Origin of the sequence: Chryseobacterium sediminis (genome assembly GCF_008386505.1) — a bacterium.
GTDB classification, from domain to species: Bacteria; Bacteroidota; Bacteroidia; order Flavobacteriales; family Weeksellaceae; genus Chryseobacterium; species Chryseobacterium sediminis.
The window spans coordinates 192645-218429 of the sequence record NZ_VUNZ01000002.1; the positions used below are offsets into that span (position 1 = coordinate 192645).

At 35.2% G+C, this 25785-nt stretch carries 27 protein-coding genes; 23 read left to right on the plus strand and 4 right to left on the minus strand.

What is annotated here, in order from left to right; genetic code table 11:
- Positions 1 to 42 precede the first annotated feature (42 nt).
- The 17 genes from FW780_RS12950 to FW780_RS13030 all read left to right on the plus strand — a co-directional run bounded on the left by FW780_RS12950 (position 43) and on the right by FW780_RS13030 (position 17185).
- A complete protein-coding gene (locus tag FW780_RS12950; RefSeq protein WP_149833971.1) occupies positions 43 to 1356 on the plus strand; it encodes a UDP-glucose dehydrogenase family protein in 1314 nt (437 codons plus the stop codon).
- 4 nt (positions 1357 to 1360) lie between these two features.
- Positions 1361 to 2440: a dTDP-glucose 4,6-dehydratase gene (gene rfbB, locus FW780_RS12955; protein ID WP_149833972.1), complete on the plus strand. Its 1080-nt coding sequence runs from the start codon at positions 1361 to 1363 to the stop codon at positions 2438 to 2440.
- An 88-nt stretch (positions 2441 to 2528) separates the two neighbouring features.
- Entirely contained in the window at positions 2529 to 3392 is an 864-nt protein-coding gene (gene rfbA, locus FW780_RS12960; protein WP_149833973.1) for a glucose-1-phosphate thymidylyltransferase RfbA, read from the plus strand.
- Positions 3393 to 3564: 172 nt separating this feature from the next.
- A complete protein-coding gene (locus FW780_RS12965) occupies positions 3565 to 4413 on the plus strand; it encodes an ABC transporter permease (RefSeq protein WP_149833974.1) in 849 nt (282 codons plus the stop codon).
- A 32-nt stretch (positions 4414 to 4445) separates the two neighbouring features.
- Positions 4446 to 5681 carry an ABC transporter ATP-binding protein gene (locus tag FW780_RS12970; protein ID WP_149833975.1) on the plus strand — a complete coding sequence of 412 codons (1236 nt, stop codon included), beginning with the start codon at positions 4446 to 4448 and terminating at the stop codon, positions 5679 to 5681.
- 3 nt (positions 5682 to 5684) lie between these two features.
- Positions 5685 to 6992 carry a glycosyltransferase gene (locus tag FW780_RS12975; protein WP_149833976.1) on the plus strand — a complete coding sequence of 436 codons (1308 nt, stop codon included), beginning with the start codon at positions 5685 to 5687 and terminating at the stop codon, positions 6990 to 6992.
- The gene (locus FW780_RS12980) at positions 6989 to 8113 is read left to right on the plus strand and encodes an ATP-grasp domain-containing protein (protein ID WP_241676907.1); all 1125 of its coding nucleotides are present in this window, start codon (positions 6989 to 6991) and stop codon (positions 8111 to 8113) included. Before FW780_RS12975 ends, FW780_RS12980 begins: the two co-directional genes overlap by 4 nt.
- A complete protein-coding gene (locus FW780_RS12985) occupies positions 8110 to 8742 on the plus strand; it encodes a NeuD/PglB/VioB family sugar acetyltransferase (RefSeq protein ID WP_149833978.1) in 633 nt (210 codons plus the stop codon). Before FW780_RS12980 ends, FW780_RS12985 begins: the two co-directional genes overlap by 4 nt.
- A 2-nt stretch (positions 8743 to 8744) precedes the next feature.
- Positions 8745 to 9887, plus strand: coding sequence for a dTDP-4-amino-4,6-dideoxygalactose transaminase (gene rffA, locus FW780_RS12990; RefSeq protein WP_149833979.1), 1143 nt, complete (start codon positions 8745 to 8747; stop codon positions 9885 to 9887).
- A gap of 31 nt (positions 9888 to 9918) precedes the next feature.
- Positions 9919 to 10533, plus strand: a complete 615-nt coding sequence (locus FW780_RS12995) for a DapH/DapD/GlmU-related protein (protein ID WP_149833980.1) — start codon at positions 9919 to 9921, stop codon at positions 10531 to 10533.
- 2 nt (positions 10534 to 10535) lie between these two features.
- On the plus strand, positions 10536 to 11660 hold the full coding sequence (locus FW780_RS13000) for a glycosyltransferase WbsX family protein (RefSeq protein ID WP_149833981.1): 1125 nt from the start codon (positions 10536 to 10538) through the stop codon (positions 11658 to 11660).
- The gene (locus FW780_RS13005; protein WP_149833982.1) at positions 11653 to 12498 is read left to right on the plus strand and encodes a glycosyltransferase family 2 protein; all 846 of its coding nucleotides are present in this window, start codon (positions 11653 to 11655) and stop codon (positions 12496 to 12498) included. Before FW780_RS13000 ends, FW780_RS13005 begins: the two co-directional genes overlap by 8 nt.
- A 58-nt stretch (positions 12499 to 12556) precedes the next feature.
- Complete coding sequence (locus FW780_RS13010; RefSeq protein ID WP_149833983.1) at positions 12557 to 13225, plus strand: NAD-dependent epimerase/dehydratase family protein; 669 nt, start codon at positions 12557 to 12559, stop codon at positions 13223 to 13225.
- Between the two features lie 176 nt (positions 13226 to 13401).
- Positions 13402 to 14268, plus strand: a complete 867-nt coding sequence (locus tag FW780_RS13015) for a glycosyltransferase family 2 protein (RefSeq protein ID WP_167510709.1) — start codon at positions 13402 to 13404, stop codon at positions 14266 to 14268.
- A 128-nt stretch (positions 14269 to 14396) separates the two neighbouring features.
- Positions 14397 to 15224 carry a glycosyltransferase gene (locus tag FW780_RS13020; protein WP_149833985.1) on the plus strand — a complete coding sequence of 276 codons (828 nt, stop codon included), beginning with the start codon at positions 14397 to 14399 and terminating at the stop codon, positions 15222 to 15224.
- Positions 15225 to 15237: 13 nt separating this feature from the next.
- The gene (locus FW780_RS13025) at positions 15238 to 16236 is read left to right on the plus strand and encodes an acyltransferase family protein (RefSeq protein ID WP_149833986.1); all 999 of its coding nucleotides are present in this window, start codon (positions 15238 to 15240) and stop codon (positions 16234 to 16236) included.
- A 10-nt stretch (positions 16237 to 16246) separates the two neighbouring features.
- Positions 16247 to 17185: a glycosyltransferase family 2 protein gene (locus FW780_RS13030; RefSeq protein ID WP_149833987.1), complete on the plus strand. Its 939-nt coding sequence runs from the start codon at positions 16247 to 16249 to the stop codon at positions 17183 to 17185.
- 47 nt (positions 17186 to 17232) lie between these two features.
- On the opposite strand, the gene FW780_RS13035 is transcribed toward FW780_RS13030, so the two are convergent.
- Positions 17233 to 18267, minus strand: coding sequence for an acyltransferase family protein (locus FW780_RS13035; protein WP_149833988.1), 1035 nt, complete (start codon positions 18265 to 18267; stop codon positions 17233 to 17235).
- A 167-nt stretch (positions 18268 to 18434) separates the two neighbouring features.
- Between FW780_RS13035 and FW780_RS13040 the strand changes: the two genes are divergently transcribed.
- Genes FW780_RS13040 through FW780_RS13050 form a run of 3 tightly spaced genes read left to right on the plus strand, consistent with a single transcriptional unit; the run spans position 18435 to position 20970 of the window.
- On the plus strand, positions 18435 to 18980 hold the full coding sequence (locus tag FW780_RS13040) for an acyltransferase (RefSeq protein WP_149833989.1): 546 nt from the start codon (positions 18435 to 18437) through the stop codon (positions 18978 to 18980).
- Complete coding sequence (locus tag FW780_RS13045; RefSeq protein WP_149833990.1) at positions 18977 to 19816, plus strand: glycosyltransferase family 2 protein; 840 nt, start codon at positions 18977 to 18979, stop codon at positions 19814 to 19816. Before FW780_RS13040 ends, FW780_RS13045 begins: the two co-directional genes overlap by 4 nt.
- Positions 19816 to 20970 (plus strand): glycosyltransferase, encoded by a 1155-nt coding sequence (locus FW780_RS13050; protein ID WP_149833991.1) that lies wholly within the window; start codon positions 19816 to 19818, stop codon positions 20968 to 20970. Before FW780_RS13045 ends, FW780_RS13050 begins: the two co-directional genes overlap by 1 nt.
- A 1-nt stretch (position 20971) precedes the next feature.
- Here the strand turns inward: FW780_RS13050 and FW780_RS13055 are convergent, their stop codons facing one another.
- Genes FW780_RS13055 through FW780_RS13065 form a run of 3 tightly spaced genes read right to left on the minus strand, consistent with a single transcriptional unit; the run spans position 20972 to position 22962 of the window.
- Positions 20972 to 21730, minus strand: coding sequence for an SDR family NAD(P)-dependent oxidoreductase (locus FW780_RS13055; RefSeq protein ID WP_149833992.1), 759 nt, complete (start codon positions 21728 to 21730; stop codon positions 20972 to 20974).
- On the minus strand, positions 21730 to 21963 hold the full coding sequence (locus FW780_RS13060) for an acyl carrier protein (RefSeq protein WP_149833993.1): 234 nt from the start codon (positions 21961 to 21963) through the stop codon (positions 21730 to 21732). The genes FW780_RS13055 and FW780_RS13060 overlap by 1 nt, the downstream gene beginning before the upstream one ends.
- 27 nt (positions 21964 to 21990) lie before the next feature.
- Positions 21991 to 22962, minus strand: a complete 972-nt coding sequence (locus FW780_RS13065) for a 3-oxoacyl-ACP synthase III family protein (protein WP_149833994.1) — start codon at positions 22960 to 22962, stop codon at positions 21991 to 21993.
- 146 nt (positions 22963 to 23108) lie between these two features.
- Here FW780_RS13065 and FW780_RS13070 point away from each other — a divergent pair, with 146 nt between their 5' ends.
- From FW780_RS13070 to FW780_RS13080, 3 genes are read left to right on the plus strand one after another with little or no spacing between them, the layout of a single operon-like run.
- Positions 23109 to 23585 (plus strand): acyltransferase, encoded by a 477-nt coding sequence (locus FW780_RS13070; RefSeq protein WP_227941083.1) that lies wholly within the window; start codon positions 23109 to 23111, stop codon positions 23583 to 23585.
- 32 nt (positions 23586 to 23617) lie between these two features.
- On the plus strand, positions 23618 to 24766 hold the full coding sequence (locus tag FW780_RS13075; protein WP_149833996.1) for a glycosyltransferase: 1149 nt from the start codon (positions 23618 to 23620) through the stop codon (positions 24764 to 24766).
- An 11-nt stretch (positions 24767 to 24777) separates the two neighbouring features.
- Positions 24778 to 25332: a serine O-acetyltransferase gene (locus FW780_RS13080; protein WP_149833997.1), complete on the plus strand. Its 555-nt coding sequence runs from the start codon at positions 24778 to 24780 to the stop codon at positions 25330 to 25332.
- Positions 25333 to 25785: the final 453 nt, after the last annotated feature.

Sequence of the window (25785 nt, forward strand, 5' to 3'; positions counted from 1 at the left end):
GGATTTTTATTACTTTTGTCTTAGAATTTAAAAACAAACATTTTGAATATAACGATTGTAGGAACAGGTTATGTAGGACTAGTTACAGGAACTACTCTGGCAGAACTTGGCAATTCAGTATACTGTGTTGATATTGATGAAAAAAAAGTAGAAGGTTTGAAAAACGGCATTGTTCCCATCTATGAGCCGAACCTTGAAGAAATGTTTTTAAGAAACATACAGTCTGAAAGATTATTTTTCACTACCGATCTTAAAGAAGCCTTAGACAAAAGTGAAGTCATCTATCTGGCATTACCAACTCCCCCAGGAGAAGACGGTTCTGCAGATTTATCTTATGTACTTCAGGTAGCCAACAACATTGGTGAGATGATGACGGAATACAAAGTCGTTGTCAATAAAAGTACTGTTCCCGTAGGCACTGCAGACAGGGTAAGAGAAACAATTTCTTCCAAAACAAGTCTCCCTTTTGACGTAGTTTCAAATCCAGAATTTTTAAGAGAAGGTTTTGCTGTTGAAGACTCTATGAATCCCTCAAGAGTAGTTGTAGGTGCCAGCTCAGAAAGGGCAAAAGACATCATGTCTAAAATTTACCAGCCTTTTACCAATACGGGAATCCCGATTATCTTTATGGATGAGAAATCATCAGAGCTTACCAAATATGCTGCGAATTCATTTTTAGCTGTAAAGATTACTTTTATGAACGAAATTGCAAACTACTGCGAAAAAGTAGGTGCAGATGTAGATAAGGTAAGACTGGGAATGGGTAGTGATGACAGAATCGGGCATAGATTCTTATTCCCGGGAATCGGATATGGAGGAAGTTGTTTTCCTAAAGATGTAAAGGCTCTTATAAAATCCGGAAAACAGGAAGATTTTAATTTTCAGATTCTTGAAGCTACTGAAAATGTAAATACCTCTCAAAAAGTAATTTTAGTGTCTGAAATTGAGAAATATTTCGGCGGGAATATTGAAGGAAAGAAAATTGCCATGTGGGGGCTTGCTTTCAAAGCCAATACGGATGACATCAGAGAGGCCTCTTCTCTGGACAATATTGATCTTTTACTTAAAAAAGGCGCAGAAATTGTAGCTTATGACGCTGTTGCAGAAAGCAATGTCCAGAAACTCCTTGGCAGCAAAATACAATATGCCAAAGGAATGTATGATGCACTGGAAGACGTTGATGCGTTATTTATTGCCACAGAATGGCCTGAGTTTAAAAATCCAAATTTTGAGCTTATGGCTAAAAAAATGAAAAACAAAGTCATTTTTGACGGTAGAAATATGTATCCATTGGAAATCCCTGAGCAAAACGGATTTCATTATAAAAGTATAGGAAGAAAGACCATCACAAAATAAACAAATGAAAAACATTATCATTACAGGAGGCGCCGGATTTATTGGCTCTCATGTTGTAAGAGAATTTGTAAAAAATAATCCGGATACTACAATCATCAACCTTGATGCTCTTACCTACGCCGGAAATCTGGAAAACCTAAAGGACATAGAAAATGAGCCTAATTATGTTTTCGAGAAAGCAGACATTACCCAACCTGAAGAACTTAGAAGAGTTTTTGAAAAATACAATCCCGATGCTGTAGTACATTTAGCTGCAGAAAGTCACGTAGACAGAAGTATTACCGATCCAATGGCGTTTATCAACACCAATGTAAACGGAACAGCTAATCTTCTGAATCTTTGCAAGGAGTTCTGGACATTAAACCCTGACCACACTCATGGTAGATTCCCAAATGAAAAAAGAACTAACCTTTTCTACCATATTTCTACAGATGAAGTGTATGGAAGTTTAGGGGAAACAGGATTCTTTTTAGAAACGACATCATATGACCCTCAATCTCCGTACTCTGCCTCAAAAGCAGCTTCTGACCACTTGGTGAGAGCTTATGGAAATACATATGGAATGCCGTTCATCGTTTCCAACTGTTCAAACAATTATGGCCCGAATCATTTCCCGGAAAAGCTTATCCCTCTTTGTATCTCAAATATTATCAACGAAAGACCACTTCCTATTTATGGTGACGGAAAATATACAAGAGACTGGTTATTTGTAATTGATCATGCTAAAGCAATTCATCAGATCTTTAAGGAAGCAAAAACCGGTGAGACCTATAATATCGGAGGATTCAACGAGTGGCAGAATATTGATCTTGTAAAAGAACTGATCAGGCAAATGGATGCTAAACTGGAAAAACCGGAAGGCTATTCTGAGAAGTTGATTACGTTTGTAAAAGACAGACCAGGACATGACAAACGTTATGCTATTGATGCTACAAAATTAAATAAAGATTTAGGATGGAAACCATCAGTAACTTTTGAAGAAGGTTTAGGAAAAACAATTGACTGGTACCTGGAAAACAAAGAATGGCTGGAGAACGTAACTTCCGGAAATTATCAGGATTACTACAGCAAACAATACAGCTAAAGGTCTTCGCTATTGAAGGAATAATCCGGAAATAGCAAAATAAAACAATTCATAACACAAAAGAAATAAGCGTAATACGCACCAACAAATGAAAGGAATAATATTAGCCGGAGGATCCGGAACAAGACTTTACCCTCTAACCATTGCAGTAAGTAAGCAGCTAATGCCTGTTTACGACAAACCAATGATCTATTATCCGCTTTCCACCCTTCTTTTAGCTGGAATCAAGGATATTCTAATTATTACCACACCACACGATCAGGCAGGTTTCATTAAACTTTTGGGAGATGGCTCTCAGATCGGCTGTAATATAGAATACATTGTACAGCCAAGTCCCGATGGTCTGGCGCAGGCATTTATTCTGGGAGATCAGTTTATTGGTGATGATTCTGCTGCATTGGTACTAGGTGATAATATTTTCTACGGCTCCGAAATGGGAACTTTACTGAAAAATAAAACCAATCCAAATGGAGGAGTTGTTTTCGCCTATCACGTTGCTGACCCAGAAAGATATGGTGTTGTAGAATTTGATAAAGATTTAAAAGCCGTTTCTATTGAAGAAAAACCTCTAAACCCTAAGTCAAATTATGCGGTACCTGGTCTTTACTTTTATGATAATGATGTAGTAGAAATTGCTAAAAATATCAAACCTTCAGCAAGAGGCGAACTGGAAATCACAGATATCAATAATGTCTATTTAAAAAATGAAAAGCTTGAGGTTGCTGTTCTTGACAGAGGTACTGCATGGCTGGATACCGGAACTTTTGATTCTCTTCATGATGCTTCAGAATTTGTAAGTGTTATAGAAAAAAGACAGGGATTTAAAATCGGATGTATTGAAGAAATTGCATTCAGAAATAAATTCATTAATGAAGAGAAACTGCTTGAAACAGCCGCAAAATATGGCAAAAGCGGCTATGGTGAATACCTGAAACAACTTATTGGCAAATAATAAATTTATTTTATAAAAACTCTTAAACTATTGGCTTCACAGTCAATAGTTTTTGTCATGCCGCCAAATATCAATATATTAGTTGTTAATTTTTAATTTTTTACAATGAAAAATTTCAGATTAAGCGATAGGGTAAAAAATAATTATTATAAATTTGCAAAAACTTACACAAATGAATGACCCACAACAGACGTGGACAGAGACGATTGATGCAGATCATTCGCTATTTGACTTGAAGCTAAAAGAAGTCTGGAGGTACAAAGATCTTGTTTATATGTTTGTAAAAAGAGATTTTGTATCCAGTTTTAAGCAAACTATTTTAGGACCCATCTGGTTTTTTATCAATCCCATTCTAACAACCATTGTTTATCTGGTTATTTTTGGAAGAATTGCTAAGCTTCCAACAGACGGGGCTCCACCTCTTCTTTTTTATCTGGCGGGTGTTACTCTCTGGAATTATTTTTCTTCTTCTTTACTGGCAACATCTTCCACTTTTACAGGAAATGCCGGAATCTTCGGAAAAGTGTATTTCCCAAGACTGGTTACCCCACTTTCAATTGTTATTTCTAATCTTATGCGGTTTGGGGTACAATTCCTTTTATTTGTACTTGCATGGTTATATTATTATAGTAAAGGAGAAGCTCACCCTAATATCTGGATTCTTGCAACTCCGTTTCTTATATTTTTGATGGCCCTTTTTTCTTTGGGACTAGGAATGATTTTCTCTGCTCTTACTACAAAATATAAAGATTTAGCAATGCTGCTAGGCTTTGGAGTAAGCTTATATATGTATGCAACTCCAGTAATATATCCTGTCTCCTCATTACCGGGATTCTTTAAAAAATTGGCATATTACAATCCTTTAACCGGTATTTTTGAATGTTTTAAATACGCATGGATTGGTGTTGGAGACTTTTCGCCTGCTATGTTGGGAATTAGTACTCTTATTATTCTTATCCTTTTGATGATAGGAATTGTTGTATTCAATAAAGTTGAAAAAACTTTTATGGATACAGTGTAATTATTTTTTTAAAAAATTTAAATTTAAAAAACATGCTGGCCTTAAAAGCAGAAAATATATCTAAACAATATCGTCTGGGACAAGTCGGTACAGGAACTCTTTCTCATGATCTTAACAGATTCTGGCATAAAGTAAGAGGAAAAGAAGATCCTTATCTTAAAATTGGAGAAACAAACGATAGAACAACAAAAGGAGATTCTGAATATGTATGGTCTCTTCGTGACATCAATTTTGAAATCGAAAAAGGAGATGCTGTAGGAATCATAGGAAGAAATGGTGCCGGAAAATCTACGTTACTTAAACTATTGAGTAAAGTCACAAAACCCACTACAGGAAAAATATATACAAATGGTAGAATTGCTTCCTTATTGGAGGTTGGTACAGGTTTCCATCCGGAAATGACAGGAAGGGAAAACGTATTTTTAAATGGGGCTATTTTAGGGATGACCCGCAAAGAAATCAAACGTAAATTTGATGAGATTGTGGCATTTTCCGGAGTTGAGAGATATATTGACACTCCCGTTAAAAGGTACTCTTCAGGAATGTATGTCCGTTTGGCTTTTGCTGTGGCAGCTCATCTGGAATCTGAAATTCTTATTGTAGATGAAGTTCTGGCAGTTGGAGATGCTGAATTTCAAAAAAAATGCCTGGGAAAAATGAATGATGTAACAAAAGGTGAAGGTAGAACAATCCTTTTTGTAAGTCATAATATGGCAGCTGTAAAACAACTTTGTACGTCTGGTATCTTAATGAAAAATGGGAAATTGGCTCATCAGGGAGATATTAATGACGTATTGGAAAACTATATTATCAATGAACTTTCTCCTAATATTGAATTCAGATATATAGAAGACATAAGTAAAAAAGCCCAGATTCAAAAAGTAAGGGCCTACAATAATAAATCCGTAGAAACTACAGAGTTCGGACATAATGAAGACATTAACCTTGATATAAGCTTCATCAATAGAAGTGTAAATACAGGTATCAGGGTTAACATTGCTGTTTTAGATAAATTTGAAAATGTAATTTTCATTACCAGAAAAGTATTTGACGGAAAAAATGAAAATAATTTTACAATAAAGATTGAAGGTGGTAAATTGATCCCTAATACTTATGTACTTTCAGTCGCTATAGATACTCCCTCGGTAGAATTATATGATATTATAAAGGGAGGAGTACAACTTAATATCATTGAAACAGGACATGAAAATTTCCTTGCCGGAGACACCGATAACGGAATTATCACTCCACCTGTAATATGGATGTAAACAATGAGTAAAAAAGTATTGATTCTATCTACAGGTGATGTAAATGGTGCATACGAAGCCATGTACAAAGTAGCTCATATTATGAAAAATATGGGTCATGAAGTCGTCATGTGTGTAAAACACAAAACAAAGAATGAAGATTTTATTAAAACGTACAAACATCTTTCCTCCTCAATAGTACAGCCAAGTTTACTGGCCAGAATCATCAATAAAGTCAAAAATAAATTAAATCCTGTACAACCTCTCAAACCACTCAGTACAGACAGAAAATATTCTTTTTTCAGTAAAGATGAATTAACAGAAAACATTCATGTTGAAAGTATGCTGAAAACTGTAGGCTTCACCCCTGAATTTATTTTCACTGGGATGACTATTGATTTTCTCAACAGTACAGATCTTCTCAATATATATAATGCTACCAAAGCAAAAATATACAATATTACAGTGGACATGAATCACTTCACCGGAGGTTGTCATTTCTCGTGGGGATGTGAAGGCTATATCAGAGGGTGTGATGAGAATTGTCCTGCCATTACAAAGGAGGATGAAAAAGTAACTGCAAAAAATAATTTTGAAAGAAAATACAAAAATGCTCAAAAAGCAGGATTCAAAATCATTGCAGGCTCAGGATTAACGTTAATACAGGCTCAAAACTCTAAGATTTATAAAGATCAGGAAACAATTTATAACATTAACAGTCTTATTGACACCAAGCTGCTTAATGACAAAAATAAATCCATTGCAAAAAACATTTTCTCATTATCTGATGACTGCTTTTATATTTTGACAGGAGCTCAAAATATGGAAGATCCCAGAAAAGGATTCTCTTATCTTCTGGAAGCATTGGAAATATTAGATCGGGAATTACCTGCAGAACAAAAAGAAAAAATAGTTCTTCTGGTTGTTTCCAATAGTGTAAATGAAGAGTTCGACAGAGTTACCTTCAAAAAAAAGAAAATAGACTATATAAAAGATTACAGATTATTATCATTATTATATCAGGCAGCTGATCTCTTCATCAACTCATCTATAGAAGATTCAGGTCCTATGATGGTTTCTGAAGCTCTTGCCTGTGGCACACCTGTTGTGGGATTTGATACGGGAGTTGTCATGAATATGGTAATAAATGATTACAATGGTTATAAAGCTCCATTAAAGGACAGCCAAAAATTAGCTGAAGGGATCAGAAAAATCTTTGAATTAAGTAAAGATTCTTACAATACCTTTTCTAAAAATGCAGTGAAACAGGTGGAAGAATTTTCGTCCTATGAATATGCTGAAGAAATTTTCAAAAAAATTCTTGAATCATGAAAAAAATTGCCATTTTAGGAGCAAGCTACCTTCAGCTGCCACTAGTAAAAAAAGCAAAAGAAAACAATCATGAAGTACATTGTTTTGCCTGGGATGATGGCAAAGCAATTTGCAAAGAATATGCAGATTATTTCTATGATGTTTCTGTTTTGGAAAAAGAAATCATTCTTGCAAAATGTAAAGAGATCAATATTGATGGAATCCTTACTATTGCTACTGATATCTGTATTCCTGTCATAGCATATGTTGCCCACACATTATCTCTTCCTGGTAATAGTATTGAATGTTCATTACTGACAACTAACAAGTCTTTGATGAGAAAATGTTTTGAAGAAAATAACATTCTGTCTCCTCGCTCTATTGCAGTTTCGGAATTTAATCCTGATGATTTTAAATCATTCAGTTATCCTTTGATTATAAAACCTTCTGACAGATCCGGAAGTTTAGGAGTAATAAAAGCAGACTCTCTGGACGAATGCAGGGAAGCAATAGAAAATGCTGTAAATTATTCTTTCTCTAAAACCTGTGTAGTAGAAGAATATATCAATGGTAAAGAAGTAAGTGTTGAAACAATAAGTCTGAATGGTCAGCACAAGATTATTACAATTACGGATAAAATCATTACAAAAGAACCTTACTTTGTAGAGCTGGCACACCATCAGCCCACTTCATTTTCACAGGATATTCAAAATAAAATACATGATATCACGTATGCAATGTTGGAAGCCACAAAAGTAACAAACGGAGCATCTCATGTAGAACTTATGATCACAGAAGAGGGTAAAGTATTTCCTATAGAAATTGGCAGCCGGATGGGCGGAGATTTTATAGGTTCGGATCTTGTTCAGCTATCTACAGGATTCGATTACGTACAGGCCGTTTTAGATATTGCATTGGGACAGTTTAATTTCCCTGTTGAAATATCACAAAAAAAATATTCCGGCGTTTATTTTCTGTCGGAAAACACAAAAAATCTACTTCCTCTCTTTGCTGAAAATAACGAGGAAGAATATATTATTAAAAAAGAAATTACAAACTCTTCATTACAACAGGCGCACTCCAGTAATGATCGCTCAGGATATTTAATTTACCAGTCTGATAAAAAAATTGATTTGTTATGAAACGTATTGCAATCATAGGATCAAGTCATTTGGGACAACAAATTCTACATCATATTCATACGGATACAGAAGATAAAGTTGTCGGCTTTTTTGATGACTTTCAGGAAAAAGAAAATACAATTCAGAACCTTCCGGTTTTAGGCAATAGAAATGATATTCTAAGCTTATTTGAACAAGGCTTGTTTGATGAAATGATAATTGCCATAGGATATAAACACCTAGAGTTCAAAAAGCAGGTGTTTGAAAACTTTAAAAACAAAATTCCTTTTTATACCTTTATCCATTCTACAAGTATTATTGATGCTTCTGCAAAAATAGGGCAAGGAACAATTGTATATCCAAACTGTATGGTTGATCAAAATGTTGAGATTGGAGAAAATGTACTGATAAATATTTCGTGTTCCATTGCTCATGATACAGTAATAGGCAATCATAGTTTTTTGTCTCCTTCAGTATCATTGGCTGGTTTTGTAAATATTTCGGAATTATGTATCCTTGGAATAAACAGTACTGTTATCGACAATATAAATATTTCAGAAAAAGTACACCTGGGAGGAGGAACAGTAGTGATTAAAAATTTAGATACATCAGGATTGTATGTTGGTAATCCTGCAAGATTTATAAAATAAATATGATCCCATTCAATAAACCATTTATTATAGGTAACGAGCTGACATATATCGAAGAAGCGGTAAAAAGCGGTAAAATTTCAGGTGATGGAATGTTTACAAAGAAATGCCAGCAATTTTTTGAACAGAAATATCATTTTCCTAAAGTGCTAATGACCACTTCATGTACCGATGCATTGGAGATGGCCGCTATTCTGTGTGATGTAAAACCTGGTGATGAGGTAATCGTTCCGAGTTATACTTTTGTGTCCTCAGCCAATGCCTTTGCACTTCGCGGCGCCAAAATAGTTTTTGTGGATTCCTACTCAAATAATCCTAATATTGATCCTGCAGAAATCGAAAAGCATATTACAGAAAAAACAAAAGTTATTGTTCCTGTACATTATGCAGGAGTAGCCTGTGACATGGAAGAGATTATGAATCTTGCACATAAGCACAATCTATTTGTAGTTGAAGATGCAGCCCAGGCAATTGATAGTTATTATACTTTCTCAGACGGAACCCGAAAAGCACTTGGGTCTATAGGACACTTTGCAGCATTTTCTTTTCATGAAACCAAAAATATCATTGCGGGTGAAGGAGGAATGCTTGCCATTAATGATCCCCGGTATTTTGACCGTGCTGAAGTAATACGGGAAAAAGGAACAAACAGAAGTGCTTTCTTCCGAGGAGAAGTCAATAAATATGGTTGGGTAGATCTGGGGTCGTCCTTTCTGCCTTCCGAGATCATCTCTGCTTTCTTATATGCTCAGCTGGAAAACCTTGATATCATTCAGAAAAAAAGATTAGAGATATGGAATAAATATCAAACCGGGCTGGTTTCATTACAGGAACAAGGATTTATTACATTACCAGACATGCCTGCTTTTGCAACAAACAATGCTCATATGTTTTACATTGTCTGCAACAGCTATGAAGAAAGAAGCAGTTTGATCCAACATTTAAAAGCTCAGGATATCCACCCTGTTTTTCATTATTTAAGTTTGAATAAAAGTGATTTCTTCTTGGCCAATAATCCTAAAATAGATATCCCGAACTCGGATCATTTTACTGATTGCCTGCTTAGACTTCCATTTTACTATGAACTCTCCCCAAAAGAACAGGACAGCATCATAGAGCTTATCAACAGTTTTTTTATAAAATAAATAAGAACAGCATCACTCCAATACTAAAAATATGAATTTTTTAAAAAAGCATATTGTAAATTTTTTGTTCGATGTACTGAATTCAAATGCTTATAAAACCCACACTCAGAATAAAATCAATACGTGGGCTAAGAAAAGTTTTAAAAGCTTTGGACCGAATTCTGCATTGCCGGAAGAACACTTGATAAAAAACCCTAAATATATTTCAATAGGTAAAAACTTCAGTTCTTTATTTCATTTACGACTAGAAGCTTGGGACTATTTTCAGGGAGAAAACTTTACACCGGAAATAGTAATTGGTGATGATGTTATCTGCAATTCCGATGTACATATCGGTGCCATAAATAAAATTATTATTGGAAATAATGTACTCATGGCCAGCAGAATATACATTTCTGATCATTCCCACGGAAATATAAGTATTGATGATTTGAAAGATGTCCCCGGAATGAGACCGTTATATTCTAAAGGTCCGGTAATTATTGAAGACAATGTATGGATTGGTGAAGGAGTATGTATTCTTCCTGGAATAACAATTGGTGAGAATTGTATCATAGGAGCCAACTCTGTAGTGAATAAGAGTTTTCCAAAAAACTCAGTTATTGCTGGAATTCCCGCCAGATTAATAAAAACATTAGACAACTGATTATGAAAAAAATAAAACCCCTTGCATTCTATCTCCCTCAATACCATCCCGTCCCCGAAAATGACGAATGGTGGGGAAAAGGTTTTACAGAATGGACGAATGTAGGAAAAGCCCAACCTTTATTTGAAGGACACGAACAACCTATATATCCGGGAGATTTGGGATATTATGATCTTCGCGTTCCGGAAGTAAGAGAACAGCAGGCTCAGATGGCAAAAGACTATGGAGTACATGGATTTATTTATTATCATTACTGGTTTGGCAGTGGTAAACAATTGTTGGAACGTGTTGCAAACGATGTACTTAAATCCGGAAAACCTGATTTCCCTTTTTGCTTCTGCTGGGCTAATGAAACATGGTCTGGAATATGGCACGGATTATCAGAAAAGATCCTGGCCAAGCAAACTTATCCGGATGAACAGGACTTAATTGCTCATTTTGAATATCTTCTACCTTTCTTCAAAGATGAAAGGTATATAAAAGTGGATAACAAACCTCTTTTCATTATCTATGATCCCAACCATTTGAATGATGGAGATCCACACTATATTTCTAAATTCAGAGAGCTTGCTAAAGAAAACGGATTTGATGGCTTATATGTTATGGCATCCAATAAACTTCGTGATGATCTCGATTTCAAGTCTATGGGATATGACAGTAAGATTTCTAATGCTTTTCAGAAAGCATGGATTCCTCATATTGACAAAAAAGAATACATCTCCCATTCTCAATATTATAAAAACAGAATAAAAGGATTAATCGGAATTAAGAAAAAAGAGCAGCCTAAAGTCAGAATTCAGGATGCACAGGCGGTAGTCAATGACTTAAAGTTTGAAGAAAGCAACGTTACTACCTATCCATGTATCCTTCCTAATTGGGATAATACTCCAAGAAGCGGTTACAGAGGCATCATACTTGCTAATAATTCTCCGGAAATATTTGAACAGCAGGTTGAAAAAGCGGCAAAATATCTTGAAGATAAAAACGACTATCCTGAACAGTTTCTAATTGTTAAATCCTGGAACGAATGGGCAGAAGGAAATATCCTGGAACCGGATAGAAAATATGGTTTCGGATATCTGAATGCATTAAAAAAAATCTTGAATAAACACAGTCAAAATGAGTAAATTCAGTGTACTTATTGCCAATTATAACAATGGTCATTTTTTTGAAAAATGCTGCCAAAGCTTAGTTGCACAGACTGAAACAGATTGGGAAGCGGTGATTTTGGATGACGGCTCTATTGATGACTCGCTTGAAGTTATCAAAAAAATCATAGGTAATGATTCACGGTTTAAAATATATCAGAATGACCAAAACAGAGGGATCGGATTTACAAAAAGGAGATTAATAGATCTTGCTGAATCTGAAATATGCGGTTTTTTAGACCCTGATGATGCTTTGGCTCCTCATGCTCTGGAAATTGTTTTAAAAACACATTCCGAATATCCGGAAGCAGGTTTGGTGTATTCAAACTTTGTCCGTTGTGATGAAAATCTTAATCCTCTGTCTGTTCATAAAGCAAAACAAATCACAGAACTGAATCAGTCTTACTTTAATTTTAATGCAGAGATTTCACATTTCGTTACTTTCAAAAAGAAGATTTACGAAAAAACTTCAGGCATTGATCCATTTTTAAAAATTGCTGAAGATAAAGACTGGTACATGAAAATGTGCGAAACAGCCCCTGTTAAATATATTGATGAAGATTTATATTTATACAGAATCCATGACAGTGGTATCTCTACGACCAAAAATGCAGAAAAAGCATTGTTCTGGCACTGGGTAGCACTGATTAAAATGGCAGAAAGAAGAAACATAAGTGTTGAAGATCTTTTTCTTCAGAGCTATGTTCCAAAAAAGAAATATGATCAGGCACTCAACCAATTGAATCATGTAAAAAATTCAAGATGGGCAAAATTAGGGAATACACTTGGACTTTTTAAAATCTTTAAAAAAATTTAAATCTATTTGATGCGCTTAAAAAGGTTTAAAATTAACATCTTAATGAGAAAAGAAGCATATGATTATTGGTAGTGGAATTCTGGCAAATGCCGTAAAACTTTATGATAAAGAGGATGTTGTTTTTTTTGCATCAGGAGTTTCCAATTCGTTGGAAAAGAATCCTGCTGAATTTGAAAGAGAAATATCCCTGCTAAAATTGGTTATTAGCCAGCATCCGGACAAAAAACTGATCTATTTTTCCACATGCAGCATTTATGACTCCAGTAAAACCGACAGCCCTTATGTGATACATAAACTTGCTATTGAAAAAATAATTGCTGAGCAGTGTTCAAGTTTCATTATTTTCAGGGTAGGAAATGCTGTAGGCCGTGGAGGAAATCCCAATACACTGATCAACTTTCTTAAAAACTCAATTCTATCAGAAAATAAACTCACTATTCACAGCAATGCAAGAAGAATCCTGATTGGTACAGATGATATTGCGGCATTTGTAGGGAAGTATATACCAAACCTCAACAACGAGATTGTCAATCTGGCCTACCCTTACCAATATTCCTTACCGGAGATTTTGTCTCAGCTGGAAAATCATCTTGCAAAAAAAGCAGATTATGAAACGGTGAATGAAGGTTCCTTTTATAATATAGAATTCAACAGCCTTACAGAAGATTTTTTCTCGGGTTTTTCTCCTGATGAATATTTAAAAAAACTCTATTCATCTTACTTATAAAAGAAAATATATGATGGCTTCTGAAAAACACCATTCTGTGCCGGAAAAAATAATTTTGTACCTTCGACCAGAAAACTTCAGATATCATAAAAGCCAGGAATAAGCAATAAAAAAGCAGTGACTTTGTACCACTGAAGATTTAAAAACACATTAAACCTATTGAATAAAAAATGAAAATGAATCCCAAAATATCCGTAATTGTCCCCTGCTATAACCAGGCTCAGTTTTTAGATGAATGTCTGCAGTCTATACTGGATCAGACCTATGAAAATTGGGAATGTATCATTGTCAATGACGGATCCCCTGATAATACTGACGAAGTAGCTGATAAATGGGTAAAAAAAGACAGTCGTTTTAAATATCTTTATAAAGAAAACGGAGGTTTATCTTCAGCAAGGAATGCTGCCCTGGAAATCGTGACCGGAGATTATATCCAGTTTTTGGATTCTGATGATCTGATACACCGTGAAAAGTTTTCAAAAAGCCTTTCCGGGAACAAAGAATATCCATTAATTGTAAGCCAGTACACTATCTACAGAAACCAAACCCATCTTCCGGGCTATAAAAATATTGAGCAAAATTTCGTGACCTTTGACGGAATTGTCTACGACTGGGATCTTAAATTTTCCATCCCGATACACTGTGCTTTGATAGGCAAAAAACTGCTGGAAGGTTTTCTTTTTGACACTACCCTTACCAGCTGTGAAGACTGGGTAATGTGGATTTATATCACCAAGGATCATCCTGATGCCCTTTTGATTAATGAGCCTCTTGCCCATTACCGAAAAGACGTCAACGATAATATGTCTGCTGATCCGATCAAAATAATGAAACAGCGCCTTAAAATCTTACCTACCCTAAAAAAACTTTACGGTGAAGAGGTACACGATAAACTGGCTTATCATATCATAGACGTTCGTACCACCCAGCTGATACAGCAAAGACGTGAATTTCAAAAAATGATTCCCCTGGCAGTAGTAGCAAAATATCTTTCTTTCAAAAGGTTTTATTACAAGCTTTTCAGAAAAAAAGTAGATGGCTAAATTTTGAAGTTTAATGAACTTTGAGCAACTATATTTCCATAAAAACTACACAAATGAGTTGGGTACTGACAAACATTTCTAAAGCAGAACCCTTTTAAAATTATATAACTTTAAATAAATTTATTTAGATGAGTCAATTTGTACACGTAATAATGACAAGATTCAATGTTCCTACAAAAGGCTGGAACGAAACACGTTCAGGATATAAACCGCTTACTGAAGAATGGCTGGATGACCGGTTCAGATTATTCAGAACTTACGTGCTTCCTTCCTATAAAAATCAGACTAATCAAAACTACGTCTGGCTTACTTTTTTCGACACCAATACATCTGATAAGTTTAGAAAAATCATTAAAGAAATTGAAGCAGAATACCCAACTTTCAAAGCGGTATTTGTAGAAGATTTTGATGTTATGAAAACGAAAGCTGTAGAAGTAATTCCGCAGTACTTCACTCCTGATACAAAATTTGTGATCACCAGCGAACTGGATAATGATGACATGCTTCATCAGGATTATATAAAAACGGTACAAGAGCATTTCAAACCAATTCATGACCTGGTAATAGATTTAAGAAGAGGATACCAACTTACCATGTTTCCGGACCGTAAAGCAGTAGTGAATGTCTATAACGAGGCCGTAAATCCTTTTGTAAGTTTAGCAGAAAGTGTAGACAACTTCAAAACAATGCTAAAAGAAAGGGCTCACAACAGCTATCGTCATTATCCTAATTTTTCTGTGGAAGACAGCAAAGAGATGTACATCCAGATTATCCATCAGTACAACTTAATGAATATTACCTTTAAACATAAAGCGGTTCCTGAAGTAGATTTTTCAGAATACGGAATGACAGAAGACACCAAATTCACCATAGACGGGTTCAAGACACTTCAGCATAATATTGCCAGAGTACCGTTTGTAATGGGTCTTATTTTGAAAAAAGTATTAAAAAAGTAAGACTCATCCAGTCATGAAGCTTAACAACCTCCAGATATTAAGAGGGATTTCAGCCTTATTGGTATGTTGCTTTCATTTCCGTGAAACAATAAATCTGCCTGGGCTGAATCTTGGCGATATTCTCTTTAAAAAAGGAAGTATCGGGGTCCCTGTATTTTTTATTATCAGTGGTTTTATCATGGCTTTCACCACTCAAAAAATAAATTTCAGTAAAGATTCTTTTCAACAGATTACTTTATTTTACAAAAGAAGAGTGATCAGAATTGTCCCCTTGTATTATCTTCTGACTTTCGCTGCGATGATACCCGGAGGCAGTTTTTTCCTCTATTTTCATGACGCAGGGCTTTATGAGCTTATCCATTCATTATTATTCCTTCCTACAAAGAAAGAATTTCCAGTTCTTTTCTTAGGCTGGTCCTTAAATTTTGAAATGTTCTTTTATCTCATATTTGGACTCTCATTATTTTTTAAAGAAAAAAGATATTACTTCATTGCAGGTTTTTTCATTCTTACGTCAATCTTAGGATATTTTATTCATTTTGAAAGTCCTTACCTGCGGATGGTATGTCATTCCCTAAATCTTTATTTTGTTGTGGGAATTCTTTTTTCACTTTTGCTGAACAGATTTACAATTCCAAAGAATTGGGCAGCATTATCTTCTGTTATAGGAATCGTATTATTTATCTTGGTACTGCTTAGTATTATCCCTACAGATAATGATATGATCAAGCTGGCCATTATCTCCCTGTTTGTATTTTCTTTCTTAACGTTCGATTATGTATTCCATTTTCAAGGAAACAAAGCGTTAATTTTTCTGGGAGATATTTCCTATTCGCTGTACCTGTCACATCCTTTTGTAGAAATTGCTTTAAAAAGATTTAAAGTTGAAGGCTATCTCAGCTATCCATTTTTTCTTTTTAAGATTATAATGGTCATTATAGTAGCATCACTTCTGTATTATTTTGTTGAGAAAAGAGTAACCAATTATTTAAAAATTAAATTAAAAGCATAATTCGATAAAAATGAAAATTTCAGTAATTATTCCCGTTTACAATGCCGAAAAATATGTTTCACAGGCTGTAGATTCTGCGCTTCAGTTTAACGAGGTATATGAAGTGGTATTAGTAGAAGACAAATCTCCGGACAATGCATTACAGGTCTGTAAGGAACTCGCTGAAAAACATGATAGGGTAAAGCTCTATCAACATCCTGACAAAGGTAATCACGGAGCGGGTGCTACCAGAAATTTAGGACTGGAAAAAGCGGAAGGAGATTTTATCGCTTTCCTGGATGCTGATGATTATTACCTTCCCAACCGTTTTGATGCAGAAAAAGAACTTTTCCCCAATAAAGATGTAGATGGAGTATATGGTGCCATCGGGGTTCACTATTACTCGGAGAAAGCAAAAGAACAATATTATAAAGTCTTTGGTGACCGACTGACTACGGTTTACAAAAAACATTCCCCAAAAGATGTATTTCCGGGTCAGCTTAATATGATAGGAACTTTCGGACTTTTCAGCATAGATGCACTGACTGTCCGTAAAAGTTCTTTAAAAAACATGGAGTATTTCTTTAAAACACATTTAAAGCTTCACCAGGACACCGAATTTCTTTTCAGACTCTCCTACTATCTGAATTTATATCCGGGAATTCTGGATCAGGCAGTAGCCGTAAGAGGAGTTCATGAGAATAACAGAATTACTAAAGTAGATTCCGGAGAAGTGAAACCAGCCTCAACAAGAGTTGTATTGTGGAAGGAGGTCAATCATTGGGCAGAAAATGAAAATACCATTCCTGATGATATTAAGCTTCACATCAAAAGAGTATACAGAAGTTTCCAGATTGCCAATGCTCCCCTTCTGAAAAAATGGGGAATGATAACGAAGTATCTGCTTACGGATTTTAAAAGTATACGTTCAGGGCTGTATAATATTAATTTTAGAAACGACTTGTTCTAATAACAGCATTAAACTAAATACTTAGTTTTAAATTATATTTTTAATTTTTATTGTTTGGAGAAATGAATCTTCCTTAAAAGATCACGCATTGGTTTTTCAATAAACTGATAAAAAACTGCAGAACTGAACAACATAACAATAATATAAATTACAAATACAATATCAATACTGAACTTGTATTCCTGCCATTTTAAAAATTCTCTTACCAGATAAAGAACAGGAATATGAGTAATGTATATACCATAGCTTATTTCTCCAAGATATTCCAGAGGCTTTAATGAAAAGAGCTTAGTTACTCTTCCGTTATTAGCTGAGATCAGAAGAATTGCAGGTATAAAAAGTAACGCCATCAATCCGTTGTGGTAAAAAAGCGGAACAAACATCAGAGATACCATGATCAGTAAAAAAACTGCGATCACCTGACGATCGTAATTTTTTTGTTTATAATTTCTCACGAAAAATATTCCCGCCAGATTTCCGATCAGAAATTCATTAAGATGCCAGAAAGGGAAATAATAAAGAAACTCATGACTTTTTGTATGAGGACCTTCATATGCTCCGTATACCGGATAAAGGTTTGAAAACACCTGTGTAATCAGCCAAAGTCCAATGGCAAATACCCAGATCATTTTATTTTTCTTCGCGTAAAAATAATTATATAAAAACGGAAAAAGCAGGTAAAAGAAAAACTCTACAGAGATAGACCATCCCGGAAAATTCAGAATCATGGCTTCCCCCGGTATCCAGCTCTGAATGCCCAACCCGTATAAAACCAGCTTATACCAATCAAACATTTCATATCTCGTCATGAAATACAGTAGAAGCCCCAACATATAAAGCGGATAGATCCTGGCAAATCTGTTTTTATAAAACTCCAGATAATCAATCTTATCTTTTTTATGGTAAGCAATGATCATGATAAACCCTGAAAGAATAAAGAAATAACTTACCCCTACATTTGCTCTCAAAAAAAGATTGGAAATGTAATCTATCTTATATAAAAACAGATCTTTATTGAAATGGGAAATAACAATTGCCATAGCGGCAACAAACCTGGTAAATGTAATCTGACTTATCTTCACAGAATCGCAAAATGCTTTACTTTATCAAAACACAGCCATCTCAATACTGAGAACTGTTTTTATTTGCTATAAAGTATTAATTTTAAGGCACAAAAATAAGATTTATTATTATAATTATGTAAAACAAATTATATTTGTAGGCTACAAATGTGAAAATAAATTTAGGTATGCTTTATGAAATTTTAGCAAAACTTCAACGGAAAAGCCAGATTTCTCTCCTCAAAAAACACCCTCATGTTTCTTTCAAGGGGATAAAGCTTGGGATCAGTGATCACTTTATTCTGCATGAAAATGTAAAGAAAGTGACCATTGGTAATGGGGTCAGCTTCAGGAATTATGTACATGTTCTTGTGCAGCAGAACGCCACTTTAGAAATCGGAAACAACTTTTTCATGAATAATTTCTGTTCCATCAACTGTCTGGACAGTATTTCAATAGGTGATAATACATTATTCGGAGAAAATGTAAAACTGTATGATCACAACCATGCGTATCAGACCCATCCGGATTTTAAGCTGTCACATGCGGAGTTTACCACAGCTCCCATCAGAATCGGAAGCAATTGCTGGCTCGGAAGTAATGTTACCGTCTTAAAAGGAGTTACTATAGGAGATAACTGTATTATTGGAGCAGGATGTATCATTTACAAAGATGTCCCTCCCAATACAACCGTTATCAATCGTCAAGAATTAATTTTTAAGGAACATTCATGAAGTTTTCTATCCTTATAGCCCATTACAATAATGCTCACTTTTTCAAAGACTGTCTTGAAAGCATACTTCAGCAGACGTATACAGACTGGGAAGCCATCATTCTGGATGACGCCTCCTCTGAAAGCGAAAAAAAAATGATACAGGAAATGATTTCAGGTGACAAAAGGTTTAGATTTTTTGAAAATGAAAAAAATTCCGGTGTAGGCGTTACGAAAAGTAAACTGATTGAGCTGGCAGAAGGGGAAATCTGTGGATTTTTAGATCCTGATGACGCTATAAACCCCACAGCCATTCAAAAATGTATGGAGATCTTTCAGGCTAAAAAAAACACAGTCCTTACCTATTCAAGGTTTATGACGTGTGATCAGAATCTGAAGCCTATTTCTCCGTTCAGATCTGCAATGCAGGTACCGAATGGTGATCCTTATTTTTTTAATTTCCCGATTCAGATTGCTCATTTTGTAACTTTCAGAAAGGCTGTGTATGAACAGACTGAAAAAATGAATCCGGATTTAAAAATCGGGGAAGATCAGGATTTGTATCTCAAAATGTATGAAAAGGGAAAAGTTCAGTTCATTAATGACACGAATTATCTTTACAGAACCCATCAGGGTGGTATTTCCCAGAATGACAATAAAAAGAAATCCCACGAGTATTTTGCTCAGGTGATTTTCAATACGATGAAACGCAGAGGACTTACCACCATCAACGGCCAAAAAATTCCGGATCATTATACAGGTGCGGAAGAAATATTTGGTCTGCTGCAATATCAGCACAAGCTTCCTTTCCGTATCAAGAAAAAAATAAAAATTACTTTACAATCAATCTTCGGATAATGATAGAAAAAAAAATAAAAATTTTGTTCAGACACCGTTCCATGGAAATGGGAGGCGTAGAAAAAGTACTGTTGGGACTTCTCAACAACCTCAATCCTGACAAATTTGAAATGACGGTATGCCTTACCCTCAACCAGGGCAAGTTGCGTGATGAACTTCCGAAACACATCAGAAAAATATATCTTACCGATGGAAAAGAAGACTTTTCCGACAATTCTCTCTTACAGAAACTTCAGCTTGTCAAGAGAAGAATAAAGCTTCGTAAACTGAAAAATAATCCCGCTATTGCAGACAGGCTTATCAATGATACTTTTGATATAGAAATCGGGATGGATTACAGGGATTATGATGCTATTCTGAGTTCCACCCATAAGAATTCAAAAAAAATCGGATGGTTTCACTCTGAAATCAATGTTCCTAAATTTCAGCCTTTGGTTCCGGATATTTTAAAGAGTTTCCCTCAGTTTGATCACATGGTGTATTGTTCCCACAAAATAAAAGATATGATGCATCAGTATTATCCGGATCTTAATTATCCTGCTGAGAGCGTTATTATCAATCCTATTCCTATCGAAGAAATAAAACGTAAAGCCGAAGAAAAGCTTGATAACTTCCCTGAAGGACCTGTTTTTGCGTCTATTGGAAGACTTCATTCAAGAAAAGGATACCATAAACTTATTGAAGCGCATACAAGGCTTATCAACGAAGGATTTCATCACAGCATCATTGTGATTGGTGATGGTGACGAAATGAAGAACCTTAAAGCTCAGGTCGCAAAAAACAATGTTGAAAAGACATTTATTTTAGCCGGAAATCAGATGAATCCTTATCCGTATATTAAAAAGGCAGATTATTTCATCCTTCCTTCCGAATCTGAAGCATGGCCTTTGGTAATTGCTGAAGCATTAATCCTACAGAAACCCATTATTGCAACGAATGTGGGTGACGTAGGACTTATGATCAAAGACCGGGAAACGGGATACCTCATCAGTTATGAGGTTGACGAAATGTATTCGGCAATGAAGACATTTTTTACCGATCCCAGCCTTGTTCTCCATATCAGAGAAAATCTTAAAAATATTGAAAGTCAGTTTGACAATAAGAAAATATTTGACAGCGTAGAAAATATTATAGAAACGCTGTACAAAAAATAAGCTACTGTGCGGAATATCCTCCGTCAATGACAAGATTGGTCCCTGTGACCCATCTTGAAGCATCGGACAATAGAAAAATACAAGCATTCGCTACATCTTTAGGATCACCTATTCCCAGCGGATGCTTTTTTATAATTTCTGATGAAGCTTCTTCACCAATATCTTCAAACATTTTTTCCAGAATCGGGGTATTTACCATAGCAGGGCTGATGCTATTGACACGGATATTACTTCTGGAAAGTTCCATTGCCAACGAACGGGCTCCGGAAATCACAGCTCCCTTACTTGCAGAATAAGCCGCTTTCCCCGGTTCTCCCACCATTCCTGCAACGGAAGAAATAAATACAAAACTGGAAGTCTCGTCTTTATATTTCTTTAAAGACAGTATTTTGGCAATTTCAAGACCGGCAATAACATTCACAGCGAATATATCCTGATACAGCTGAGGATTGTGCTTTTTTAGCGGTAATGTTTTTTCGATACCGGCACAGTGTATAAATCCTGAAATTTTGCCTAAAACTGAAACTTTATCTGCAATGATTCCTTCAAGGATGTCAGATTGGGTAATATCTTCGGCAATAATCTCAACTTTTGTTTCAGGATTCAGCAGAGAAACGGTTTTCATCAGTTCTTCCTGGTTTCTTCCCACAAGAATCAGATCCGCACCGCTTTTGCTGCATTCTACAGAACAGCTTCTCCCAATTCCGGAAGAAGCGCCTGTAATGAGAATAATTTTATTTTTTAATGAGAAAGCATCCATTAATCTTCAAAATTTTCTTTTCCTATAACATTCATCAGATCTGAAACTGTTTCGATGTCTTTAAAGTGCTTTGCATCAATTTTCTTACTGAAATTTTCGTCTACAAACGCAATAACAGAAAGTAAACTGATAGAGTCATAGCTTTCCAAAGATTTTAAATTCATTTCAGTGGTCAATGTTTCATCTTCCTCCAATTCTTCCTGTAGTTTTTCTAAAAAAACGGATGTTTTCATATTCTAAAATTTTAAATGTTTGTTCTCTTAAATTTCCATAATAGTGGCTCCCCATGAATATCCTACTCCAAAGCCCGCCATTAAAACTTTGTCTCCTTCCTTCAGCATTCCTTTATCCATCATGTTTTTAAGGGCAATAGGAATGGTTGCAGAAACAGTGTTTCCTGTATTTTCCATGTCAATATAGAACTTTTCTGCCGGTATTTTTGTTTTCTTTCTTAAATAATTCAACATAAAAGAGTTGGCCTGGTGAAAAACAAAATGATCAATATCATCCATCGTCATTCCGTTTACTTCAAGGGTTTCTTTTACCAATCCCGGGATATTTTCAATGGTAAAATTAAAAATCTCAGGACCATTCATATAAATATTTTCAGGGCTGAATTCATGCTCGGGATTCAATTCAAAGTCCTTTTTGAAAGCCCCTTTCTTCACGATAAGGTTTTCAGCACCGCTCCCGTCTGTTCCCAGACAGAACTGGTAGTCATTACCCTCTCCTTTTTCAACAATTGTTGAAGCTGAAGCATCCCCGAATATACTTCGGTTTCCTTTATCATCAGCATGGATATGTTTGGTATATGTTTCTGAAGTAACCAAAAGAATACTCTTTGCAATGCCTGCAGAAATCAATCCTTTTGCAAAAGCTAACCCATACACAAACCCTGAACAGCCAAGATTAAAGTCTATAGCTCCAATATTTTTTCTAAGCCCCAGTCTGTCCTGCAAAATACAGGCCGTTGTAGGTAGAAAATACTCCGGACTTTGGGTGCAGAACAAAATAAAATCTACTTTGTCCCGATCATAGTTTTCGAAAATTTTTTCTGAAGATTGTACAGCCATATCCAGCACTGTTTCGCTGTCTGAAGAAATATGACGTTGAGAAATACCTACTTTTTCCTTGATGCGTTCGGAACTCCATTCGGGGAAGAGTTTTTCAAGATCCTCGTTAGTTAACACCTGCTTAGGCAGATAATATTCTATTTTTGAAATTTTTATCATATTAATAAATTCTCTTTCTTTGCAAAAGTAACGAAAACAAATTTACACTTGTGATGATTTTTATATTCAGAATCCTATTAAAAATAGACTCTCTCTATCATTCTTTTTTGAATAGAGCCAGTCTTGAAGCGGCTAAACATAGGGGCATGAAGGTAGGAAAAAACTTCAACATGCCTGATAAAGTGTATTTTGGAACCGAACCTTACCTTATAGAAATTGGCGACAATGTAAATATTGCCGGAGACGTAAGATTTGTGAATCACGGCGGAACCACTACGCTGCTGAGAAAACTTCCCGGATATGAAGATGCCAGAATTCTTGGAAGAATAAAAATAGGAAACAATTGTACAATTGGTCTCAATGCTGTAATCATGCAGGATGTACAGATTGGAAACAACTGTATTCTGGGGGCTAACTCTGTGCTGTCACAATCTATGCCTGACAATACTGTTTTTATCGGAAACCCAGCGCAATTTCTGTGTACTATTGAAGATTATGGTGATATTGTCCTTAAAAACAATCCGGAATATCCCCGTGAATTGGAGAAAGACAGAAAAAAACTGGACGCTTATATCAAAGAAAATCTTCCTCACAAGTATAAAAAAGCAAGAAAAATTAAATAATTTTAATCTTGTAAAATCATAAAAGAAACAAATTGAAAAAGAAAAAACTCCTCATTCGTATAGGTTCATTACGTCATGGCGGTGCAGAAAAAGTATTAATCAACTTTTTAAAAAACCTTCCTTCCGATAAATATGAAGTAGATCTTCTGGTCAACCTCTATTCAGGATTATACATTAAAGAGGTTCCGTCATGGGTGACTTTATACTATTTAACAAAAGGAGAAATGATAACGACCAACAGGCCGCAGGATATTCCTGTGAAAGCTTACAGGGTTCTTTATCAGAAAATGTTTCTTTGGTTCCCTTCTCTTCTTTATAAGTTTGTTTTAAAAAATAAAAAATATGATGTAGAGATTGCTGCCATCCATGCAATGCATCAGGAAATACTGTCCAGCCCTCAAAAAGATTCCAAAAAGATCATCTGGGTACAGAATGATATTTTCAATTTGAAAGAATACACTCCGGAAGTCATCAGACAGTTTTTCAAATTCGACAAAATCCTTGTGATCTCCAACAAACTGCAGGAAGGAATGCATAATTTGGCCAAAAATGAGGCGGAAAAAGCTTCTGTGATCAAGATTTTTAATCCCATTGATAAGAATGATACGCTAAGAAAGGCAGATATTGAGATCAATGATTACCCTTTCAACAGTGATCTTCCTACTTTTGTAACGGTAGGAACCGTATATCCTCAGAAAGGGTATGACAGATTACTGAATGTTCATAAAAAACTGATTGATGAAGGATTGAAGCATCAGCTTTTGATCATAGGTGACGGCTATGATTTTGACAAAACTCAGGATCAGCTCAACACACTTGGGCTTCAGGATACGGCAAAAATGCTCGGATTTAGCAGTAATCCATACCCGTATATGAAAAAGGCGGATTTCTATATTATGTCCTCAAGGCATGAAGGATTCCCTACCATCATAGCGGAAGCACTTATTCTCAACAAACCTATTTCTGCAACGGATATTTCCGGCATCAGAGATCTTCTGCAGGACGGAAAACTGGGGAATATTACCGCAAATTCCGAAGAGGGAATTTATGAAGGAATGAAAAAGTTTCTTACCGATAAAAATATAACTGAAGAATACAAAAAACAGATCTCAGCAACAGAACTGCCGTTTGTACTGGAAAAATCTGTAGAACATCTTCAGAAAATAATTGATGAAGTATAAAAACATTGACAATGGCTGATTATTCTATCATTCAGAAAGACTTTTACCGGGAAAGCGGAAAATGGCTTTCAACATTTGAAATCTGGAAAAAATGTATTAATCCCAATCTTCATTTTGTTTACATTTTGAGAAAGGCACAGAAGTATCAGAAAAATCCTCTTCTGAATACTTTCTGGAGAATTGTTTTGAGACATTATCAAATCAAGTATGGATTTCAGATTTATCCTGAAACACAGATCGGAGAAGGTTTTTATCTGGGACACTGGGGAAGTCTTGTCATCAATCCGAAAACAATTATTGGAAAGAACTGTAATATCGCACAGGGAGTAACCATCGGCCAGCAAAACCGTGGGAAAAATGAAGGTTCTCCAATTATCGGTGATGAAGTCTGGATAGGTACCAATGCCGTTATTGTAGGGTCAATCACCATTGGAAATAATGTATTGATTGTTCCTAATTCTTATGTCAACTTTGATGTTCCATCCAATTCTGTGGTCATAGGAAACCCGGCAAAAATCATCCCTACCCCTAATGCTACTATGGATTATATCAACCGTAAAGTGTAGTAATTCTAGCACTTATAGTAAAAATTCTACTTGCATTTATCGGTAATTTCGAGTACATTTGTAAAAAAGGCATTGTTTAGTTATGAAATAACGATACAATATTCCGGTTTTATAATCCGGATTGTTATCAATTCTTCAATGTTACTTGTTCTGAAAAAAATCGCTAATATTAAAAACACAACCCAGGCTTATTATTAATTTAACAAAAATAATTTTTGATGAAAGAAACATACCCTCATTCTTTATCTGCAATATCAGCTCTATAGTTACGTTTTCTACAATCATTGAAAATCTAAACGTACAGAAAGAACTTTCCACTGTACAACTGTAGCAATTTATCTTTCAAAAGTTTCTTTTTTGATCTGTAACTCCTAAGAATTATTATCTGATATTAATTCTTTTCATGCAATACATGATTCTGATATTCAGCAGACCCTCATCCGGAAGACTCTA

What these genes read in the sequence shown, in the direction of transcription:
- rfbB (WP_149833972.1), top strand. Translation starts at nt 1,361, where the DNA reads ATGAAAAACATTATCATTACAGGAGGCGCCGGATTTATTGGCTCTCAT.
- rfbA (WP_149833973.1), top strand. Translation starts at nt 2,529, where the DNA reads ATGAAAGGAATAATATTAGCCGGAGGATCCGGAACAAGACTTTACCCT.
- FW780_RS12965 (WP_149833974.1), top strand. Translation starts at nt 3,565, where the DNA reads ATGAATGACCCACAACAGACGTGGACAGAGACGATTGATGCAGATCAT.
- FW780_RS12970 (WP_149833975.1), top strand. Translation starts at nt 4,446, where the DNA reads ATGCTGGCCTTAAAAGCAGAAAATATATCTAAACAATATCGTCTGGGA.
- FW780_RS12975 (WP_149833976.1), top strand. Translation starts at nt 5,685, where the DNA reads ATGAGTAAAAAAGTATTGATTCTATCTACAGGTGATGTAAATGGTGCA.
- FW780_RS12980 (WP_241676907.1), top strand. Translation starts at nt 6,989, where the DNA reads ATGAAAAAAATTGCCATTTTAGGAGCAAGCTACCTTCAGCTGCCACTA.
- FW780_RS12985 (WP_149833978.1), top strand. Translation starts at nt 8,110, where the DNA reads ATGAAACGTATTGCAATCATAGGATCAAGTCATTTGGGACAACAAATT.
- rffA (WP_149833979.1), top strand. Translation starts at nt 8,745, where the DNA reads ATGATCCCATTCAATAAACCATTTATTATAGGTAACGAGCTGACATAT.
- FW780_RS12995 (WP_149833980.1), top strand. Translation starts at nt 9,919, where the DNA reads ATGAATTTTTTAAAAAAGCATATTGTAAATTTTTTGTTCGATGTACTG.
- FW780_RS13000 (WP_149833981.1), top strand. Translation starts at nt 10,536, where the DNA reads ATGAAAAAAATAAAACCCCTTGCATTCTATCTCCCTCAATACCATCCC.
- FW780_RS13005 (WP_149833982.1), top strand. Translation starts at nt 11,653, where the DNA reads ATGAGTAAATTCAGTGTACTTATTGCCAATTATAACAATGGTCATTTT.
- FW780_RS13010 (WP_149833983.1), top strand. Translation starts at nt 12,557, where the DNA reads ATGATTATTGGTAGTGGAATTCTGGCAAATGCCGTAAAACTTTATGAT.
- FW780_RS13015 (WP_167510709.1), top strand. Translation starts at nt 13,402, where the DNA reads ATGAATCCCAAAATATCCGTAATTGTCCCCTGCTATAACCAGGCTCAG.
- FW780_RS13020 (WP_149833985.1), top strand. Translation starts at nt 14,397, where the DNA reads ATGAGTCAATTTGTACACGTAATAATGACAAGATTCAATGTTCCTACA.
- FW780_RS13025 (WP_149833986.1), top strand. Translation starts at nt 15,238, where the DNA reads ATGAAGCTTAACAACCTCCAGATATTAAGAGGGATTTCAGCCTTATTG.
- FW780_RS13030 (WP_149833987.1), top strand. Translation starts at nt 16,247, where the DNA reads ATGAAAATTTCAGTAATTATTCCCGTTTACAATGCCGAAAAATATGTT.
- FW780_RS13040 (WP_149833989.1), top strand. Translation starts at nt 18,435, where the DNA reads ATGCTTTATGAAATTTTAGCAAAACTTCAACGGAAAAGCCAGATTTCT.
- FW780_RS13045 (WP_149833990.1), top strand. Translation starts at nt 18,977, where the DNA reads ATGAAGTTTTCTATCCTTATAGCCCATTACAATAATGCTCACTTTTTC.
- FW780_RS13050 (WP_149833991.1), top strand. Translation starts at nt 19,816, where the DNA reads ATGATAGAAAAAAAAATAAAAATTTTGTTCAGACACCGTTCCATGGAA.
- FW780_RS13055 (WP_149833992.1), bottom strand. Translation starts at nt 21,730, where the DNA reads ATGGATGCTTTCTCATTAAAAAATAAAATTATTCTCATTACAGGCGCT.
- FW780_RS13060 (WP_149833993.1), bottom strand. Translation starts at nt 21,963, where the DNA reads ATGAAAACATCCGTTTTTTTAGAAAAACTACAGGAAGAATTGGAGGAA.
- FW780_RS13065 (WP_149833994.1), bottom strand. Translation starts at nt 22,962, where the DNA reads ATGATAAAAATTTCAAAAATAGAATATTATCTGCCTAAGCAGGTGTTA.
- FW780_RS13070 (WP_227941083.1), top strand. Translation starts at nt 23,109, where the DNA reads ATGAAGGTAGGAAAAAACTTCAACATGCCTGATAAAGTGTATTTTGGA.
- FW780_RS13080 (WP_149833997.1), top strand. Translation starts at nt 24,778, where the DNA reads ATGGCTGATTATTCTATCATTCAGAAAGACTTTTACCGGGAAAGCGGA.